Annotated in this window: 14 protein-coding genes and 1 pseudogene; 3 read left to right on the top strand and 12 right to left on the bottom strand. The window is 73.6% G+C overall.

Annotation, left to right across the window (positions count from 1 at the left end):
- Positions 1 to 22 precede the first annotated feature (22 nt).
- The 7 genes and pseudogenes from AC07AZ_RS36180 to AC07AZ_RS36150 form a co-directional block, all read right to left on the bottom strand.
- The gene (locus AC07AZ_RS36180) at positions 23 to 346 is read right to left on the bottom strand and encodes a PIN domain-containing protein (protein ID WP_478855003.1); all 324 of its coding nucleotides are present in this window, start codon (positions 344 to 346) and stop codon (positions 23 to 25) included.
- Positions 307 to 1,026, bottom strand: a pseudogene (locus AC07AZ_RS36175) (transposase); the annotation flags it as partial. The gene AC07AZ_RS36180 and the pseudogene AC07AZ_RS36175, both read right to left, overlap by 40 nt.
- Before the next feature lie 1,357 nt (positions 1,027 to 2,383).
- The gene (locus AC07AZ_RS36170; RefSeq protein WP_478855002.1) at positions 2,384 to 3,925 is read right to left on the bottom strand and encodes a peptide MFS transporter; all 1,542 of its coding nucleotides are present in this window, start codon (positions 3,923 to 3,925) and stop codon (positions 2,384 to 2,386) included.
- Positions 3,926 to 4,470: 545 nt separating this feature from the next.
- On the bottom strand, positions 4,471 to 6,651 hold the full coding sequence (locus AC07AZ_RS36165; RefSeq protein WP_478855001.1) for an MMPL family transporter: 2,181 nt from the start codon (positions 6,649 to 6,651) through the stop codon (positions 4,471 to 4,473).
- Between the two features lie 90 nt (positions 6,652 to 6,741).
- Positions 6,742 to 7,311, bottom strand: coding sequence for a DUF4865 family protein (locus AC07AZ_RS36160; RefSeq protein WP_478855000.1), 570 nt, complete (start codon positions 7,309 to 7,311; stop codon positions 6,742 to 6,744).
- Positions 7,312 to 7,408: 97 nt separating this feature from the next.
- A complete protein-coding gene (locus AC07AZ_RS36155; protein WP_478854999.1) occupies positions 7,409 to 7,903 on the bottom strand; it encodes a MarR family winged helix-turn-helix transcriptional regulator in 495 nt (164 codons plus the stop codon).
- A 210-nt stretch (positions 7,904 to 8,113) separates the two neighbouring features.
- Positions 8,114 to 8,614: an SgcJ/EcaC family oxidoreductase gene (locus AC07AZ_RS36150; protein ID WP_478854998.1), complete on the bottom strand. Its 501-nt coding sequence runs from the start codon at positions 8,612 to 8,614 to the stop codon at positions 8,114 to 8,116.
- A 392-nt stretch (positions 8,615 to 9,006) separates the two neighbouring features.
- Here AC07AZ_RS36150 and AC07AZ_RS36145 point away from each other — a divergent pair, with 392 nt between their 5' ends.
- Together AC07AZ_RS36145 and AC07AZ_RS36140 are read left to right on the top strand one after the other, a co-directional pair.
- Positions 9,007 to 9,975 (top strand): methyltransferase, encoded by a 969-nt coding sequence (locus tag AC07AZ_RS36145; RefSeq protein WP_478854997.1) that lies wholly within the window; start codon positions 9,007 to 9,009, stop codon positions 9,973 to 9,975.
- A complete protein-coding gene (locus AC07AZ_RS36140; RefSeq protein ID WP_478854996.1) occupies positions 9,972 to 11,564 on the top strand; it encodes an FAD-dependent oxidoreductase in 1,593 nt (530 codons plus the stop codon). Before AC07AZ_RS36145 ends, AC07AZ_RS36140 begins: the two co-directional genes overlap by 4 nt.
- Positions 11,565 to 11,703: 139 nt before the next feature.
- Here AC07AZ_RS36140 and AC07AZ_RS36135 read toward each other — a convergent pair whose 3' ends face one another.
- From AC07AZ_RS36135 to AC07AZ_RS36120, 4 genes are all read right to left on the bottom strand, one after another.
- On the bottom strand, positions 11,704 to 13,479 hold the full coding sequence (locus AC07AZ_RS36135; protein ID WP_478854995.1) for a hypothetical protein: 1,776 nt from the start codon (positions 13,477 to 13,479) through the stop codon (positions 11,704 to 11,706).
- Complete coding sequence (locus AC07AZ_RS36130) at positions 13,479 to 14,273, bottom strand: hypothetical protein (protein ID WP_478854994.1); 795 nt, start codon at positions 14,271 to 14,273, stop codon at positions 13,479 to 13,481. Before AC07AZ_RS36130 ends, AC07AZ_RS36135 begins: the two co-directional genes overlap by 1 nt.
- A 41-nt stretch (positions 14,274 to 14,314) precedes the next feature.
- Positions 14,315 to 15,658: a hypothetical protein gene (locus tag AC07AZ_RS36125; RefSeq protein WP_478854993.1), complete on the bottom strand. Its 1,344-nt coding sequence runs from the start codon at positions 15,656 to 15,658 to the stop codon at positions 14,315 to 14,317.
- 294 nt (positions 15,659 to 15,952) lie between these two features.
- Positions 15,953 to 16,441, bottom strand: a complete 489-nt coding sequence (locus tag AC07AZ_RS36120; RefSeq protein ID WP_478854992.1) for a hypothetical protein — start codon at positions 16,439 to 16,441, stop codon at positions 15,953 to 15,955.
- A gap of 96 nt (positions 16,442 to 16,537) precedes the next feature.
- Here AC07AZ_RS36120 and AC07AZ_RS36115 point away from each other — a divergent pair, with 96 nt between their 5' ends.
- On the top strand, positions 16,538 to 17,056 hold the full coding sequence (locus AC07AZ_RS36115; protein WP_478854991.1) for a MarR family transcriptional regulator: 519 nt from the start codon (positions 16,538 to 16,540) through the stop codon (positions 17,054 to 17,056).
- Here AC07AZ_RS36115 and AC07AZ_RS36110 read toward each other — a convergent pair.
- Positions 17,031 to 18,299 (bottom strand): cytochrome P450, encoded by a 1,269-nt coding sequence (locus AC07AZ_RS36110; RefSeq protein WP_478854990.1) that lies wholly within the window; start codon positions 18,297 to 18,299, stop codon positions 17,031 to 17,033. The two genes, AC07AZ_RS36115 and AC07AZ_RS36110, sit on opposite strands and share 26 nt — an antisense overlap.
- Positions 18,300 to 18,317: the final 18 nt, after the last annotated feature.

The raw sequence follows: 18,317 nt of genomic DNA, 5'->3' as shown, positions 1-18,317 counted from the left end.
GTCGTACTGCTCCCTCCCCGCCTCAGGGCAGCAGCGTGAACGTGGGAACGTGGTCGGGCACGAGAGCCCGGAAGTGCCGGTGGTCGAGTGTCGCGACATCCGTGCGCTTGAGCCGCTCCGCCACAGCGGCCACCGAAGCGTCAGCGACGCCGAGCGGAAAGCCCCGGTAACGGCGCATCAGCTCAGCAATCCGGGCCAAGTCCCGCTTATCGGGGAACACCTGCACCAGGTCACCGCCGACGACGGCTTCCACCAGATTGACCTCGGCCTCGCACCCAGATACTTCCCAACCAGATAGCAGCTCTCGACGGCTGCGGCGATTGACGTCATTCGATTCGGGCTGCATCGGGATCTGCGGAAGATGCCCAGGACTTCAGTCGCGCCACGCCGCGTTCGGCCGGTGCCCGTGCTGCGGACAGCGCACGGTTGACGGTTTGATGGGCTGGTGTGAGCTCGCGGCCCGGTGGGCGTCTGAGGGGTGTCGTCACCCATGAGCTTGCTCCGATGTAGGCCCGGTCGGCGCGGATCGGGCGCCCTGGCGCTCACAGATACGGATGATCCGGCGGGTGCGGGCCGCCGTCAGGTCGTGGGCGCGGCCGGGCAGGGCGGGTGAGATCAGCAATCGCCCGGCCGGGTCGGTCACCACCTGCGCGTTCACCGTGCCGGCGGTGCTTGTGCGAGTAATCGGCACGGCTGTCGCCGACCCGGTCGCCCTCGGCAAGGGTGCCGTCCAGCAGGACGTAGTCGGGGTCGGCTTCGCGTAGCGCGCGCAATAGGCCGGGCGCGCGGTCGGCGAGCAGGCCGATCACCGCGGCCGTGCGTGCGTGGGCGGTGCCGACGGAGATGCCGAAGCCGGCGGCGAGCTGCGCGAGAGTGTCGTGCCGGCGCAGGTACACCAGACCGACCAGAGGACGCTGGTGCGGTGGAGCTTGCAGCGGCGGTCACCCTTGCGGGTGACGATGAGCATGGTGACCCACTCGACCAGGGCACACGGGGCAGGTCGAGTGCGGCAGGATATGAAGCCAACAGGGCTCCTGCGCCAGCGAGTTGAGACGTCGATCACCTCCCTCAACGGCACGGGAGCCTTGTCCGTTGCGGACGGTTACGTCGTCACTCGATCAGTGGCCACACTGAAACACCCCACTAGCCAACGCCCACCCCGGCGGAACGAACACGGCGAGACCTCCACCAACCCCAGACCGTGTGGCCCACCAGAGCGACCGCAACGGCAACAGCCGTGAACCGAACGGTGGTCCAGGTACCCAGAACAACCTGACTCGGCCCACGCGACTCCCTCTCCAGACGCATGGAAGTCTCGTAAAAGGCCACCAGAGGAATAAGCAGCCGGAAGAACAGGCCACCGATGCCCGGCACCTGCGCGAGGTTCCCCAGGAGCCCAAGGGGTGCTCCGAAAAAGAATGCCAGCACACCCCAGAGGGCGATTCCGGATGATCCCGCACCTGAGGAATCCAGTCCACCCAGGGAGGCCAGGCTTCCCTTAGTGAGGTAGTAGGTCACGACACCGATAGTCAGCCCCACAGGCGCGAGAACAGCCGATTCGATTTTGGACCTGCAGAAATAACCCACCAGAAACGCGTAACAGGCCCATGGCCACCCACCGGTGAAAACGGCACCCACGGCCGCACCTGGACGGCCGCCCCAATGCTCAGCGGCAGGACCTATGAGGCCAAGCAACAAGCCAAGCCCGAGTGGCACCGCAAACGACGCGGCCCGAGCACCCCAAAAGTTCACTCTCTCCCCTTCCGGCCCTGATGCGGCATTACTCCGGGCCCGTGTGCGCCCGGAGTAATGGCCCTTCTGGACCCTGACTGTTGACTTGCGCTTCACATCCGCGATGTAGTTCGAGCAGCTTCTTCCCAGCCGTTACCAGATCGCACCCATAGCACGACTTGCCATGAGTCACATTCTCGCAGGTATTCCCTTTCGGCTGAGCGGCCGAATCTTTGATTTCTCGCTTTACCACGCCCCACTCAGAGGGGTTACCCAGCTCCGCTGGCGGGTTGACGCCGTCCCCCCCGGGGGGGTTCCTCCACTCGCGTGAGCAGCCCGAGGGCGGACAGTTAAGCGGCGAGGGCCGCCGCGCTAACTCCCGAAGCGGGCACAGGGCAGCCTCCGCCACCAGCGATCACCTAGACCTGACGGCTCAGGGGATGCGCCCTGAACCGACCGTCACAGCTTCTCCGGTCGACGACACCGGCGGGGTGGCTGAGGCCGGTTGGGGTGCGGCAAGGCACACGCGTGCGTGGTCGCAACCGGCGTCGTGGCTGGCTTTCGGGCCGCCTCCTGTTCGTTGAGGGTGTCCGCCGACTTCCCTGACGCCGGCGGTTCCGCGGCTCGCACGTGCCGCCCCGGGCCGGCCGGGTCAGACTCCGAGGCGGTGGGTGAGGGTTCTGCGCCACAGGAGGAGGGCCGCGGTGGTCACGAGGGCAGCCGCGCCCAGGGTCAGGAAGTAGCCGGGGCCGGGTACCCGGTCCCCGGAGATCTTCAGGGCGTTGCCGCCGATGCCGCCGCCGAGTGCGCCGGCCAGCCAGAACAGGGCCACCATCTGGCTGACGAAGGTGGCCGGGGCGATCGCCGTGGAGGCGCTCATCCCGACCGGCGCGAAGGAGACCTCCCCGGCGGCCAGCAGCAGGAAGGCCAGCAGCAGCCACAGGGGTGACACGCGGGCGCCGTCGGCCGTTCGGGTCGCGGCCGCGGCCATCACCAGGTAGGCGGCCGCCGTGGTGGCCATGCCGACCGCGTACTTGACCGCGGTCGGCACCCTGTCGCCCGCGCGGGTCCACACCGCCGCGAACAGGGGGGCCAGGACGAGCACGAACAGGGGCACGGCGGCCTGGAACCAGCTCGCGGGCACGGTCCGGCCGAGCACCTCGCGGTCGGTGGCGTGCCTGGCGAACAGGGCGAAGGCCGAGCCGCCCTGGAGGAACAGGGCCCAGAACACGGCCGAGGCGAGGAACAGCCAGACGTAGGTGCGCACGCGGAGCCGTTCGGCGGCGGTCAGCAGCGGGTTGCGCAGCAGCCGCCAGAAGCAGATCACCGGCGCCACCACGCACAACAGGCCGAACAGCGCCATGAGATGGGCGATGCGGAAGGTGCCGAGCGCGGCGTCGGTGCCGTAGCCGAGAACGGCCAGGGCGGTCGCGGCGAGGCCGGTACGCAGGACCCGGGTGCGCTCGGCGGGGGTGGCGAAGCGCTCCGGAGCGGCGCCCGTGTCGCCGAAGTGCCGGGAGCCGCGGACGTACTGGAGGAGGCCCGCGGCCATGCCCACGGCGGCGGTGCCGAAGCCCAGGTGCCAGTTGACGCCCTCGCCGAGCGCACCGACGACGATCGGCGCGAGCAGGGCGCTGACCTGGACGCTCATGTAGAAGACGGCGAAGCCCGCGTCGCGGCCGGCCCGGTCCTCACGGTCGTAGAACGCGCTCAGCAGGCTGGCCATGTTGGGCTTGAGCAGTCCGGTGCCGCAGGCGATCAGCAGCAGGCCGGGGTACAGGGACCAGGTGACCGGCACGGCGATCGACAGATGGCCGAGCGTGATCAGGACGCCGCCGTGCAGCACGGCGCGCCGCGCGCCCAGGACGCGGTCGCCGATCCAGCCGCCGGGCACGGAGGCCAGGAAGACGGCGGCCATGTAGAGGCCGTAGAGGAGGGTGGCGTCGCCGTTGGCCATGCCGAGGCCGCCCTGGCGGGTGTCCTCGGTCGCGTACAGGACGAGGATCGCGGTCATGCCGTAGAAGCTGAAGCGCTCCCAGATGTCCGTGCCGAAGAGGGTGGTGAACCAGCGTGGTCGGCCCAGCGGGCCGGTGCGTCGGGCGGCGCTGGCGTGCGGGCCGGCGGCGGCGCCGGGTGCGGGGCCGGTCGTTGCGGGCCGCGGGTCGGCGGCGGGCGGTCGGGGCGGGGCGGCCATAACTCCTCCGTGCGGACGTCGGGCGGGCACGGGGTGAGGCTCGCCGCGCCCCTTCGACGACCGGTCGAGAACCACTCGGGCCGGACCCGGCCGGACCTGGCCACCATCGCGGCCATACGAGCGGACGGCCTGAGCGCGGACATCCACCGCGGTCACACGGGCGAACGGGCCGCCCACGCACATCCACCACGGCCACACCAGCCAACGGCCCGCCCACGCGCATCCACCGCGGCCATTCCAGCGGACGGCCCGCGCGCGGACGTCGCGTGGCGCCCGGCAGGGGGGAGCCGCCGGGCGCCACGGGGGTGAGGGGACGGGGTGGACCGCGGGTGACGTACGGCGGTGTGCCGTCGCGTGGCCCGGGGGGTCGGTCCGGTCTCCGGTGCCCTCGAACCGGGGGCCGTCCCGCCTCACACCCCCAGGCAACGCCCTGCCCCTCGCGACCGGCTCGCGGCGGACTCGCCCGCCGGGTACCGCGGGAGCCCGGACGCTGTCAGGGGCGTCCGGGCTCCGGTGCGGGGAGGGCCGTGTCCTACGGCCCGTTCTCAGCCGTGCTTCTCGATGTCCACCTTCGGCAGCCGGCGGTCCAGGGAGGCCGGGATCCACCAGGCGTGGCGGCCCATCAGCTGGAGGGCGGCCGGGACGATCAGGCAGCGGATGACGACCGCGTCGACGAAGACCGCGACGGCCATGCCGAAGCCGAACTGCTGGAGCATCCGGTCGCCGCCGAGGATGAACGCGCCGAAGACGGCGACCATGATCGCGCCGGCGGCCAGCACGACCGAGCCGGTGTGGGCGAGACCCTCGCGGATCGCGACGGTGGCGTCCCGGCTGCGGGTCCACTCCTCGCGGATGCGGGAGACAAGGAAGATCTCGTAGTCCATGGACAGGCCGAAGACGATCGCGAAGATCATGATCGGCAGGTACGCCTCGATCGGGCCGGGTTCCAGGCCGAACATGCCCTTCTGGAACACCAGCGTCATCGCGCCCAGCGCCGCTCCGATGCTCAGCAGGTTCAGCAGCGCCGCCTTGAGCGGTACCAGCACCGAGCGGAACACCAGGACCAGGATCAGCAGCGACAGGCCGACCACGATGGCGATGAACAGGGGCATCCGCGAGGAGACGGTGTCGGCGTAGTCGATGACGGCCGTGGTGGCGCCGCCGACCAGGTAGCGGGCGCCGGTGTCCTTGCGGAGCTGGACGAGGACGTCGTCGCGCAGTGTGTGCACCAGTTCGGTGGTGCGCTCGTCCTGCGGTGAGAAGTCGGGGAAGGCGATGACGGTGGTCGCCCTGCCGTCCCGGGACGGGATGGGCCCGGTGGCGGCGGCGATGCCCTCGGTGTCGTTCAGCTTGCGTGAGAGGGCCGCGCCCGCCGTGTCACCGCCCTCGGTGACCACGATCAGCGGGCCGTTGAAGCCGGGGCCGAAGCCGTCGGCGAGCAGGTCGTATGCCTTGCGGCTGGTGGTGCCGGCCGCGTCGTTGCCCGCGTCGGCGAAGCCGAGCCGCAGGTCGAGCGCGGGGGCGGCCAGTGCTCCGAGCGCGGCCACGGCCAGCAGCAGGGAGACCAGGGGCCGGCGTTGCACCAGGCGGGCCCAGGCGCGCCAGCGGTCCCCGCCTTCGACCGGCCTGCCCTTCGCGGTGCGCTTGCGCGCCTTGGCGGTGAACTGCCGGGCGAAGCGCTTGCCGAACAGGGCGAGCAGCGCGGGCAGCAGGGTGAGCGAGGCGATCATGGTGACCAGCACGGTGAGCGCCACGGCGACGGCGGTGCCCTGGAGGGAGCCGAGGCCGAGGGCGACCAGGCCCAGCAGGGCCACGATCACGGTGCACCCGGCGAAGAACACGGTGCGGCCCGCGAGGTCCAGGGCGCGCCGGCCGGCTTCCTCGGGGGACGCGCCGCGCACCAGCTCGGCCCGGTAGCGGGCGAAGATCAGCAGCGCGTAGTCGATGCCGACGCCGAGACCGACGAGCATCATGATGTACGGCGTGTAGCTGGCGATCGTGAAGACGTGCGACAGCAGGATGATCACGCCGAGGGTGCTGCCGACGGCGAACACCGCGGCGATGACGGGCAGTCCGGCCGCGATGACGGTGCCGAACATCAGGCCGAGGATGACCAGCGCGGCAAGCATGCCGATGCCCTCGGCGGCGCCGCCCGCGGGTTCGGCGAGCTTGCGGGCCGCGTCGCCGCCCAGTTCGACCGTGAGGGCTCCGGAGCGGGCGGTGCGGGCGGTGTCGTAGATCCGCTGGGTGTCCGCCTTGGCCATGTCCTCGGACTTGCCGTCGAGGACGACGGTGGCGTAGCCGACGGTGCCGTCCCGGGAGACGGCCTGCTTGTCGTCGTAGGGGCTGCGCACCTCGGCGACCTGGGGCAGTTTCGCGACCTTGCCCAGCATGGCCGTGACCCGGCCGCGGGTGTCGGTGCCGGTCATGCCCTGCCGGTCGTGGAGAACGATCTCCAGGGTGTCGCCGGCCTGCGCCGAGCCGTGCTTCTCCATGGTCTCCAGCGCCTGTTGGGTCTCGGTGCCGGGCAGGGAGAAGTCGTCGCGGTAGGCGTCGCCGACGGCGGAGGCCGCGGCCCAGACACCGAAGAGGACGACGACCCAGAGCAGCAGGGCCGTCCACCGGTGGTGCTGGGCGAAGCCGGCGGTGCGCTCGAGGACGGAGCGGCTGTGTGGGGGTGGCGGCGTGGTGGGGGTGTCGCCCCGGACCGGAGTAGTGGTCACCATGCACTCCTTGTTGAGACAGTGCGCCCAGAGGTGTCACGACGGCGTCGGGTGCGGCTGGAGCCGCGGTGGAGCCGACCGTGTGACGGGGCGTCAGCCGGTGGTGGTGTGCGGGGGTCGGGACAGGTGCAGTACGCGCAGGACCCGCTCGCCGTTCTTCGGCCGGGGGGTCTGCTCCCCGGCGCGCAGCAGGGTGCGGCGGGTGAGCGTCATCGTGGCCGGGTCGAGGTCCACGACGTGCGAGTGGACGGACGGGTCGGCCAGGACGGCCCGGTGCCGCTCCGCCTCCGCGTGGACGGTGTCGCGCAGGTCCGTGACGGGCCCGAGCGGCTCGCTCTCGCTGACGAGGTGTCCGGCGGGGCCGGAGCCGAGGTGGCACTGCAGGACGGTGCCGGTGTGTACCGGCACCGGTCCGAAGGCGGCGCAGAGTCCCGCGTACTCGGCGCCGGTGAGGAAGCGGCCGAACTCGTGCGGTTCGGCCCAGACGTAGAAGGGGGCGTAGCTGTTGTGGCCGTCGCCGTCGGTGGCGCCGGTGACGCAGAACGCCTTCAGGAGCAGCCCGGTCCGCGTGTCCCAGGGGGCCGAGCGGTCCGCCACTCGCCGGTGGATGACGTTCATGTCGTAGTCGGCGGGCAGCGGGATCGAGTAGTGGGCGGTCAGCACGGCGGGTCACCTCGTCCGGGTCGCGTGGTCCGGCTGGTGGTGCTGCCGGGCGCCCGGAGTGTGGCGTGCCGCGCTAGTGCGGCGGTGGGGCAGGCCGTCAGGCCCGTGTCTGGAGCCGCAGGGTCTCGGCGTGGAAGATCTCGTTGCCGCGGTTGGTCAGGTCGAGCAGCAGTTCCTGCTGTTCGGGGGTCAGTTCGGACAGCAGTTTGCCGAGTGCCGCGCGGTAGTCGGTGAAGACGGTGTCGACCCGTTCGGCGAAGGTCTCGGGGACGGTTTCGACGATGACGCGTCTGCGGTCCCCGGCGTCGGGCCTGCGGCGGACGAAGCCGGCCTTCTGGAGGCGGTCTATCACCGTGGTGATGGCTCCGCCGCGGCTCAGTCCGGCGCGCTCGGCCAGCTGACCGGGCGTCATCGGGCCTTCCAGGTCGAGCAGGCTGAGGCAGTTGAAGTCGGTGGCGTTGAGCCCGACCGACTGGGCCACCGCGGACTGGAACAGAACCGTCCTGGCCGCCTGCACCCGCAGGGCCGTGGCCAGCGACATGAGGGTGCCCAGGGAGCGGTCCTCGCGGTCCTCTTCGCCGTGCGGTCGCATCGTCGCGTCGCCTCTCTGCCGTTCGGTTCCGGCCAGCGTACTGGCGCGTGTGCCGTCCCGCGTCCGGCGTGGGCGTCGCCGTCACGGTTCCCCGGTCGGGCGGGGCGCTTCCGAGGTCGGGCGGTGACGTCAGGGTTCCGCGGTCGGGCGTTGACGTCGCGTGTCCGCCGTGTCGCGTCCGCCGTCGCCCGTGCCGACGCCGGTCGTGGGTCAGGCGGTGCGCCGGGAGCGGTCGACGCGCAGGCGGACGGCCCTGCTCGCCACCCCGAAGAGGGGTCCGCTGGTGGGGAACGGCTTGATCCGGCTGTTCTGGAAGCCGGCGACCAGCCACCGCCCGTCCACGCGCTCCAGGATCAGCGTCTGCCTCGACAACCGCTTGGGCGTGACCTCCTTCTGCCAGGGGTAGAGGGCCGCGCCGGTGGAGACGACGATCGCGCGGTCCTCGCCGGCCGGGCGGACGCTCTCGATCTCGTGGGTCACCAGCCGGGTGCCGTAGAGCATCGTGCGGAACATCAGGCCGTGCATGTCCGCGATCTCCTGGCGGCCGTCGAGCAGGACGCCGTTGAACTGCACGTAGCTGGCGTCCGGGGTGAACAGGGCGCCGTAGCCGGGTCCGTCGGCGGCGTCCCAGCGCTCGGCGAGGCCGGTCAGGACGGCGCGGGCGTCGAGGCCGGCGACGCGGGTCCCGTGCGTCTGGCGGGTGGTGTTCATGTCCGTTCTCCTTCGGTCGGCGGTGGGCCGCGTGCGGCGGCACCTTGCTTGAACGCTCTAATTTAGTGCTTCTCTCTTTCCGTGCATCTCTAATTTAGAGAGATATGGCGGAGGTGTCAAGCGGATGCCCCCGCCGTCCCCGGCCGCGGATGCCCCCGCCGTCCCCGGCCGCGGATGCCCCCGGCCGTCCCCGGCCCCTCCCCGCAGCCGCGGCGCCCAGCCGCGCTTGAGCGCCCGTCGAGGCGTCGTCAGGACCATCGGCGCACCGCCCGCGGAGCACACGGGTCCGCACACGGGACTTCCGGAAGAGGTGCATTGCCATCGACACGCACACGGAGCACACGCAGCAGCCCACGCGACGGGGGCCGGGCGGGCGTCCGGCCTTCGTCGACGTGTTCACCCCCATCGCGGTGCGCGTGGCGGCCACGCTGCGCATCGCCGACCACATCGAGGCGGGCGCGCGCACCCGCGACGAACTGGCGGAGAAGACGTCGACCGAGGCGGGCGCGCTGGGCCGACTGCTGCGTTTCCTCGCCTGCCGGGACGTCTTCAGCGAGGACGAGCCGGGCGTGTACGGCCTGACCGCCACCTCGCGCCTGCTGCTCGACGCGCACCCCTCACGAATGCGGCACTGGCTGGACCTGGAGGGCGCCAGCGGCCGTATCGACCTGGCCGCCTGCGGCGGGCTGCTGCACGCCGTGCGCACCGGCGAGCCCGGCTACGACGCGGTCTTCGGCGTCCCCTTCTGGGACGACCTGGAGCGCCGGCCCGAACTGGCCGACTCCTTCAACGCCCAGATGGCCGCCGTCCAGGGCCGTCTCGCCCCCGAGGTGGCCGGCGCCCATCCCTGGCACGAGGCCCGCCGGATCGCGGACGTCGGCGGCGGCACGGGTGCCCTCCTGGAGGCGATCCTGCGGAGCGCGCCGGACTCCCGCGGCACGCTCGTGGACCTGCCCGGCACCGTCGAGGGCGGCGCCGGACGGTTCGCGGCCGCCGGGCTCGCCGAGCGCACCGAGGTGGTCGGGCAGTCGTTCTTCGACCCGCTGCCCGCGGGCGCCGACGTCTACGTGCTGAGCCAGATCCTGCACGACTGGGATGACAAGGAGTCCGTGGCGATCCTCGCCCGGTGCGCCGAGGCGCTGCCCGAGGGCGGCCGGGTCATGGTCGTCGAGCGGGTCATCGCCGAGGACGAGGGCAAGCAGCTCAACACCGAGTACGACCTGCGGATGCTGGTGTTCAACAAGGGCCGCGAGCGCACGGTCGAGGAGTTCACCGCCCTCGCCGCCGCGGCCGGGCTGCGGCCGGCGGGCGTCACCCGGCTCGCGTCCCACCACTCGCTGCTGCTGTGGGAGCGCGCGTGAGCACGGCCGTGGAGACAGATCCCGAGGTGCTGGTCGTCGGTGCCGGGCCGGTCGGCCTGTGCACGGCGATCGAGCTGGCCCGGCGCGGGGTGCGGGTGCGGATCGTGGACCGGCGCACCGAGCCGCGGCGGGGGACGCGGGCCTGCACGGTGTGGCAGCGCACCCTGGAGGTCTTCGACCTGATGGGCCTGCCGGTGGACGCCTACCTGGACTCCGGCGTCGACTACACCCACCGCACCCACCACTTCGCCGGCCGGCCGCCACTGGTCAGGGCCGCCGGGCAGCCGGGCACGCGCTACCCGCGGCCGCTGCTGATCGGGCAGTCGCAGACGGAGGAGATGCTCACCCGGCATCTGGCCGGACTCGGCGTGCGGGTCGAGCGGGGCCTGACCGCGGTCGCCCTGGAGCAGGGGCCGGCCCGGGTCACGGTCCGGCTGGCCGGTGCCGACGGCGGCTCGCACACCGTACGGGCCGACTGGGTGGTGGGCGCGCAGGGCCCGCACAGCACGGTGCGGGACGCGATCGGGGCGAGCTGGGAGAAACGGCCCTGCCCGGGGACGCAGCTGCTGCAGATCGACGCCCGCTGGACGGGCTCGCTGCCCGGCGACCCGGCGCACTGCCACCTGTTCCTCAGCGAGGCGGGTTCCCTCGGCACCGCCCCGCTGCCCGACGGACGGCACCGCTTCTACGCCGGTGTCGCCGACCCCGATCCCACCCGGTCCGGCGACCCGGACGCCGACGAGGTGCTCGACGCTGTCCGGCGCGTCAGCGGCGTGTCCGACCTGCGCTTCCACGACGGACGGTTCAACTGGCGCGTACGGCTGTACAACGCGGTGGCCGGCCGCTACCGGGCCGGGCGGTGTCTGCTGGCCGGCGACAGCGCGCACACCGTCATGCCGGTGACCGCGCAGGGCATGAACACCGGCGTGCAGGACGCGTTCAACCTGGGCTGGAAACTGGCGGCGGTGGTCCGGGGCCGGGCGTCCGCGCGGCTGCTGGACAGTTACGAGGCGGAGCGCAGGCCGATCGCCCTGGCGCTGGCCGAGCGCAACGAGCGTACGTACTGGGGCGGGGCAGGGCCGGTGCCGCCCTTCGAGCTGCTGCGCTCCCGCCTCACCGGAGCCGGGGGCGCCGGGGAGGCGGGGGCGGGCCACACCGGGTTGCCGCTGGCCTACCCGGACAGTCCGCTCAGTGCCGGGAGCGTTCCCGCCGCCGGCGGTCCCGGTCCCGGTGCGCGGGTTCCGGACGTCGAGGGCGAGGGGGGCGCGGCCCGGCTGTTCCGGCTGCTGGGCCGGGGCGACTGGACGCTGCTCGCGTTCCCCGAGGACCCGGCCGACCCGGCCGCCGCCGAGGTCGCCGCCAAGGAGGCCGCCGCGGGGGCCGGCCGGGCCGGGGTGCCGGTGCGCGTGGTCACCGCCGGGCGGGGCTCGGACGGCACCCTCGCCGACCGGTCGGGCACCCTGCGCGCGAGGCTCGGCGCGGACGCCGGCGCCCTGTTCCTGATCCGCCCCGACGGCTACGTCTCCTTCCGCGGCGGGGTCCGCGACGGAGCGGCCCTCGACCGGCATGTGGCGGCGGTCCTGGCCTGACCGCTCCCCGCCCGCACACCCACGGGGCCCGCCCACCGAAGTGGACGGGCCCCGCTCGCGTGCACGGCGATGGGTGATCGGCCCTTCTCCCGCTCGGCCGCTCCCCGCTCCCCGCTCGCCTCGCCCAGTGCCCGCCCGGTCAGAAGGACACCGGGAACAGGTCCTCGTAGTGGCCGGTGCGGGCGGTGAGGAGGACGGCGAGGGTACGCAGCGGGGTCCGGTCCGTGGCCGGCAGGAGACGGGCCGTCTCCGCGCAGCGGTCACCCCGGCACAGGCCGGCGCGGGTCCAGGCGGTGAGCGCGTCCGTGGCGGGGCGCTCGATCCACGTACCGAGGACCGACGCCTCGAACGACGGGTCCGGGCCGGCTCGGTAGACCCCGCCGGTGACCCGCCGGGCGCGGGCTGTGGCCACGGCGCGGGCGCGCAGGTCGGGGTCGTGGCACAGGTCGGCCGCGGCCGCGAGCCAGGTCGCCCGGAGGATCGAGCCGCCGGTGCGGCGGGCCGCCGTACGCAGCGGTGAGCTCCCGGCGCACAGGGCGCCTTCCGCGGCCGTGGAACCGCGGGCGTCCAGCGAGCTCAGCAGGAGCCCCGCGTCGTCCCCGGGCCGCGCCGCGCGCGGCGTCGGGGCCGGCAGTCCACGGTCCACGTCGCGCAGCACCGGTCCGCCCAGCGCGCGGGCGATCAGCCGCAGGTTCACCCGGTCCACCAGGTCCGCCGTGTCGTACGGCGCGGGGCCGTCCACCCGGGGCAGCCACACCTCGCGCACCTGGCGGGCCAGCGGCCGGGCGAACCCGGCCGTCAGACCGGTGGAACGGGCCACCGCCAGGGCCGCCGCCGAGGCGCTCAGCGCCGACTCGCGGGCGCCCGCGGTCGGCCAGCCGGCCCGGGAGTGGGCCCCGGCCGCCGGCGCGCGCACGGCGGAACAGCCGAGCCGCAGCGCCCAGTACGTGGCCTGCGGGTCGCCGTGTCCGGCGCCGGGCAGTCCGATGCCGCCGTCGGGCAGCGTCCGTCCGTCGCACGCCGAGGGCGCGAAGCGCGGCAGCCGTGCCCCGAGGCGGCTCGCCGCGGTGCGCAGCGCCGCCTCCGACGCGAGCCGCACCGGGTCGATGTCGAGGCGGGTCAGGGCGCGTTCGGCGGCCACGGCGAGTGTGGCCGCGCGGTCCCGGTCCGCGCCGGTCACGCCCAGGGCGGCCGCGGTCTCCAGGACCGGCACCACCCCGCCGGGCGCGGTGACCGCGTCCCGGGTCGAAAGGCCTTTGAGGGCACGGGAGTTTGCGGTCCGTACCGGTGCGGGGACGGGCAGTCCGAGCCGGGTCAGGACGCGGACGGCCACCGCCGTGCCGCCCGGGTCGGGGGTGTGCGCGGACGGCCCGGTGCGGTAGCCGCCGCCACTGCGCAGCGACTCCAGCGTGCGGGCGACGGCCGCAGTGTCGACCGTGCCGCCGACCGTACGGAGGGCGTCCACCGCCAGGTCGACCTGGGCGAGGGCGGGCAGCCCGGAGGAGGCCAGCCGGCCGGTCTCCGCGGACGCGGCCCACACCCGCAGCCGGCCGGGGTCGACCCGCGTATCGGTGCGGGCGCCGGGGAGGGCGGCGATCCGCAGCCGCCAGTCGGTCTCGTACAGGGAGAACGCCGACTGCGCCGGGGCGGATCCGGCGGAGGGGACGGCCGCGCCGGCGCCGTCCACGAACCAGCCGCGCCGTCCGTCGGTGACCCAGGAGTCGAGCAGCAGGGCGCGCGCGTCGACTCGGACGGGCGCGGCCGCGGCGTCCGGACCGGACGTGCCGCCCGGTCCGGGCGCCCGGCCGGCGGCGGCCGGGCCGCACGCGCCGGCCATGGCCAGCAGCGCAGTGAAGGCCGCCAGCCGTCCTGCCCGGTGCGCGCGGCCCGGGCGCCGCGGGGCGGGCCAGGGCATCAGCTGTAGGCCCGGTCGCGGCTGGTCACGGTGTAGAAGGACGAGCCGAACTGGAAGGTGCCGGTGACCGAGTGGCTGATGCGGAACACGTTGGAGTAGTCGTCCTGGCTGGGGGGGTAGAACGCGACCTGGTCGTAGGCGTGTTCGCTGTACCAGTTGTCCTGGACGGTGGTGGTCCAGGACGCCTCCGCGGTACTGCCGGTGCTCTTGACCGCGGCTCCCTGGGGCGCGCCGACCACCCAGAAGGGCGCGCCGACGGAGCCGACGTCCCAGGTGTCCGTGTGCTCGATGCTGTCGGCGGTGAACGGCCTGTCGCCGAGCCAGGACACGTCGGAGGAGGTGTCCGTGAACAGGGCGTAGTACTCCATGTACGGCACCTTGACGTAGCTGGCGCCGGCCGCGCCGAGCACGCCCTGTCCGCCGGACACCGCGACCTGGCGGCGCTTCGAGGAGTTCAGCCACTGGTCGCGGACCGGGAACCCGGACTGGTCGCCGTGCCCGCCGCCGCCGGTGGCGGTGGGCGCCGGGGTGGGCTCGCCGGCCGGCTGCTGCCGCGCCAGGCGCTCCTGGTGGACGGCCGCGACGAGTCCGCGCTTGTCGCGCACCGACGGGTCGGCGGTGAGCACCCGCCCGTGCGCGTTCTCCTCGACCACGACGGTGCCGGGCACCGTCCGGTCGGCCGCCGTCGATCCGGTGGCGCCCCGGGTGACGCCGAGGGCGAGTCCGCCCAGGGTCAGCGCCGCGGTCACGGCGAGCGCCGTCGTGCGCCGGTAGCGGCCGACTGTGATTCCCATGGTGTGCTTCCCTCTCTGCGTCTGCTGCCCGGACGGGCGGTTCACGGCTTCTCGCGGTGCGCGAAGATGTCGGGCTGTCCGTTGGTGTCGCCGGTCACGAGGTTGGTGGCGTACGAGGCGAACACCACGGTGTCGGCGTGCTGGTCGGCGTCGGGGAAGTAGCTCGCGGCGTCGGCCTGCGTCCCGCCCGCGCCGACGCTCACCCGCCGCAGCTCGCCGCCGGGCAGGTCCGCGACGAAGATGTCGCGCACGTTGTTGGTGTCGTCGGGCACCAGACGGGGTCCCGCGGACGCCATCGGGATGTGCCGGCCGTCGCCGGAGATGCTGGCCCAGAACGTGCCGCCCGGCGCGGGCACGCCGTCGTCGCCCTTGTCGACGAGGCGCAGGGTGCCCTCCTGGAGGTCCTGGAGGTAGATGTGGTTCTGGCCGGTGGTGGGGCTGTCGGCCGTGAGGTTGGTGGCGTGCGAGTTCAGGACGACGTAACGGTTGTCGTCGCTGATGGTGCCGCCGATGGTGATCTGGTCGGACTGGATTCCGGCGGCCGAGACGCTGAGCCGGGTGGTGCGGCCGGTGCCGAGGTCGCGCAGGAACTCGTCCACCTTCTTGTTGGTGTCGCCCGGGGCGAGGTTGGTGGCGTTGGAGAAGAAGGTGGCGTAGCGGCCGTCGGCGCTGAGCTGGGTGCCGTCGCTGGCGGCGTTGCCGGGGGTGCCGTCGTCGGCGGCGCTGGTGCGGACGGTCGTGCCGGTCACCATGTCGCGTACGACCGTGTCCCAGGTGCTCGCCGGCGTGTCGCCCGGGATCAGGTTGTCGGCGGAGGTCGCGAAGGCCACGTACCGTCCGTCGGCGGAGAGGGTCGGGCGCATGCTGTCGCCGTTGCCGGGGGTGCCGTCGGCGGCGGCCGAGACCAGGACGCTGGCGCCGGTGCGCAGGTCGGTGCGGTAGATGTGGGAACGGCCGTCGCGGACCCCGCGGACCAGGTTGGTGGAGTCGGCGGAGTACACCGCGTAGTGGCCGTCGGCGCTGATGGTCGGGTCGATGCCGGTGCAGCCGTCGGGCTCCCGCCCGTCCACGCCCCGGCCGACGCGGACCGTCGTGCCGCGCCGGAGGTCGCGCAGGAACACGTCGCTGCAGTCGTTGTGGTCGCCGCGGACCAGGTTGCTCGCGTGCGAGGTGAACACCACCAGGCGGCCGTCGGCGCTGACGGAGGCCCGCTCGCTGGGGCCGTTGGCCGGTGCGCCGCCCAGGCCGACGCTGACCAGGACGGTCTCGCCGGCGGTGGACGCCCCGGCGGGGCCGGGCGCGGCGCCCACCGCCACGAGGGCGAGCGCGCTGCCCAGCAGCGCCCCGCGGGTGGCCCGCGCACGGGCCGTTCGGTCCGTTCTCATGTTGCCTCCTCGTGCCCGGCGCCGGGTGGCGCACGGTCGCGGAGAGGGTCACACCCACGCCTCGCGCACTGCTCCAATGGGCCTCGAACCGGCCAACTGGCCTGAAGGGCACCGGTGTCGGGGGAAACGGCCGGGGCACGCGCGGACGGCCGGCGACAGCACAGCCACCCGGGGCCGCGGGGGATGGGGCACCGGGTGGCTGTGGTTCGGGGAGGCGCGGATCCACGCAGGGGCGGGCTACTGCGCGGATCCACGCCGGGGCGGGCTACTTGACGGCGGCCCGGTGAGGCGGGGCTACTTGACGGTGGCCCCGGTGGGCGTGGGGGCGCCGAGGTGGGCGGACAGGGCGGTCAGGACGGAGAGCAGGAGGCGTTCGAGGCGGGCGTCGATGCCGATCTCGGCGACCCTGCGGCCCAGGCGTCCGGCGCCCGGGACCAGGTTGTGCACCCGCAGCACCACCCGGCTGCCCCCGTCCGCCGGTTCGACGGTGTAGGTGCCGCCGAACCAGGTCTGCACGCCGACGGCGCCGGCCGCGCGGTCGACCGTCAGCTCCAGATAGTCCTCGCCGGAGGTGCCGAAGCGTCCGGTGAACTTCTCGGGGCCGCCCTCCAGGGTCACCGCGCCGCTGTCCCGGACGTGGTCGCCGGCCAGCACCAGGGCGTTGCCGTCCACCCCGGCCGCGCCCTCCCGCACGTTCAGCAGGGCCTCGGTCACCTGCTCCACGGGCGCCTCGACGACTCCCTCGACGCGCCACCCGGCCCGGTCACCCGCAGATGTGTTCATGCCCATCCCTCACCGCTAAGCTCGTCCTACAGACAGGAATTCTCGATGCTTCGGAAATCTCGATACGTCGAAATACTTTGCTCCCGGAGGTACGCCATGTCAACCCCGCACGGTCACCGCAGGCCGGAACTGATCGCCACGATCGAGGACGCGGTGCGGGACAACGGTGGCCGCGGACAGCTGCTGCACCAGGCGATCGCCGCGCGGTTCGGGCTGAACCCCACCGACATGAAGTGCGTCGACCTGGCCCGCAGCGAGCCCCGCCTGACCGCCGGCCGGCTCGCCGAGATCACCGGCATGAGCACCTCGGCGACCACGGCCGTGCTGGACCGGATGGAGAAGGCCGGCTTCATCGAGCGGGTCCGCGACCCCGACGACCGGCGCCGGGTCATCGTGGCCTCCACCGGCCGCCGCGAGCAGGAACTCGCCGCGGCCTTCGCCCCGCTCGCGGACGCCATGACCGCCGTACTGCAGTCGTACGACGACGACCAGCTGGAGGTCATCGCGGGGTTCTCGCTGCGCGTCAACGAGCTGCTGCGGGACCTGACCCGCACGCTGCCCGGGACACCGGCGGCCGGCGGGCAGCCGCTCACCACGCGACCGGCAGCGAGCTGAGCCCCCGGATCATCCCGGCCCCCCAGGTCAGCTCCTCCTCGGCGACCGCGAGCCGCAGCCCGGGGAACCGGCGCAGCAGCGCCTCGAACGCCACCTGGAGCTCCACCCGGGCCAGCGGCGCCCCGAGACAGCGGTGGATGCCGTGGCCGAAGGCGATGTGCCGGTTCTCGGTGCGGCCGAGGTCGAGGACGTCGGGGCCGGGGAACATGTCCGCGTCGCGGTTGGCCGAGGCCGTGGACGGGATGACCGCCTCCCCCGGCCGTACCACCGTGGAGCCGATCTTCAGCTCCTCCGTGGCGATCCGGATGGTGCCGCCGCTGACCGGGCCCGGCGTCCAGCGCAGCAGCTCCTCCACGGCCGCGGCCGGGAACTCGGCGCCCCGCAGCGGGTCGAGCTGCCCGGGGTGCCGCAGCAGCGCGAGGACGGAGTTGGCGAGGGAGTTGGCGACCGTGTGATAGCCGGCGGTGATCAGCGTGGCGGCCACGGTCACCAGTTCGGCGGGCCGCAGCCGGTCCCCGTCGCGGGCGGCGATGAGGGTGCCGAGCAGGTCGTCACCGGGCGTCTGCTGCTTCTCGGCGATCAGGTGCCGCAGGTAGTCGGCCAGCCGCTGCCGGGCGCCGGTGACCGTGCCCGCCGCGTGCGGGGCGAGGGTCAGTGCCGCGTCCGTCCACTCCTTGAAGGACTCCCGGTCGCCGTCCGGCACGCCGAGCAGCTCGCAGATGGTGATGATGGGCAGCGGCCTGGCCAGGTGCTCCACCAGGTCCACGGGCGGCCCGATCGCGGCCATGGCGTCGAGCAGCCGCTCGGTGGTGCGGGCGATCCGGGGCCGCAACAGCTCGGCCTGCCGGCCGGTGAAGGCGGGCGCGAGCAGCCGGCGCAGCCGGGTGTGGTCGGGCGGGTCCATCGCCATGATGGAGTCCGGTTCGGGCCGGGCCGGGCCCAGTCGCGGCGCGTCCGGCCGGGTGGCGGCCGCGCGGCTGAGCCGGGGGTCGTTGAGCACCGCGCGCACGTCCTCGTACCGGGTCACCAGCCAGGCATGGTCCCCGGTGGGCAGTTGGGCGCGGGCCACCGGGCACCCGCCGCGCAGCTGCCGCCACTCGGGCGGCGGGTCGAACAGCCGGGGGTGTTCGAAGGGGAAGCGCAGGCCGTCGTCCGGGAGGTCGTCGGACACGGCTTCCGGGTGGTCGCCGGACGGGGCGTCCGGCATGTCGTCGGAGATGTCGTCGGAGATGTCGTCGGACAAGACGGTCCTCCAGAAGTC

The sequence above is a fragment of the Streptomyces sp. NPDC043878 genome, from assembly GCF_056435735.1.
This window is presented reverse-complemented; position numbering and strand designations above follow the sequence as displayed.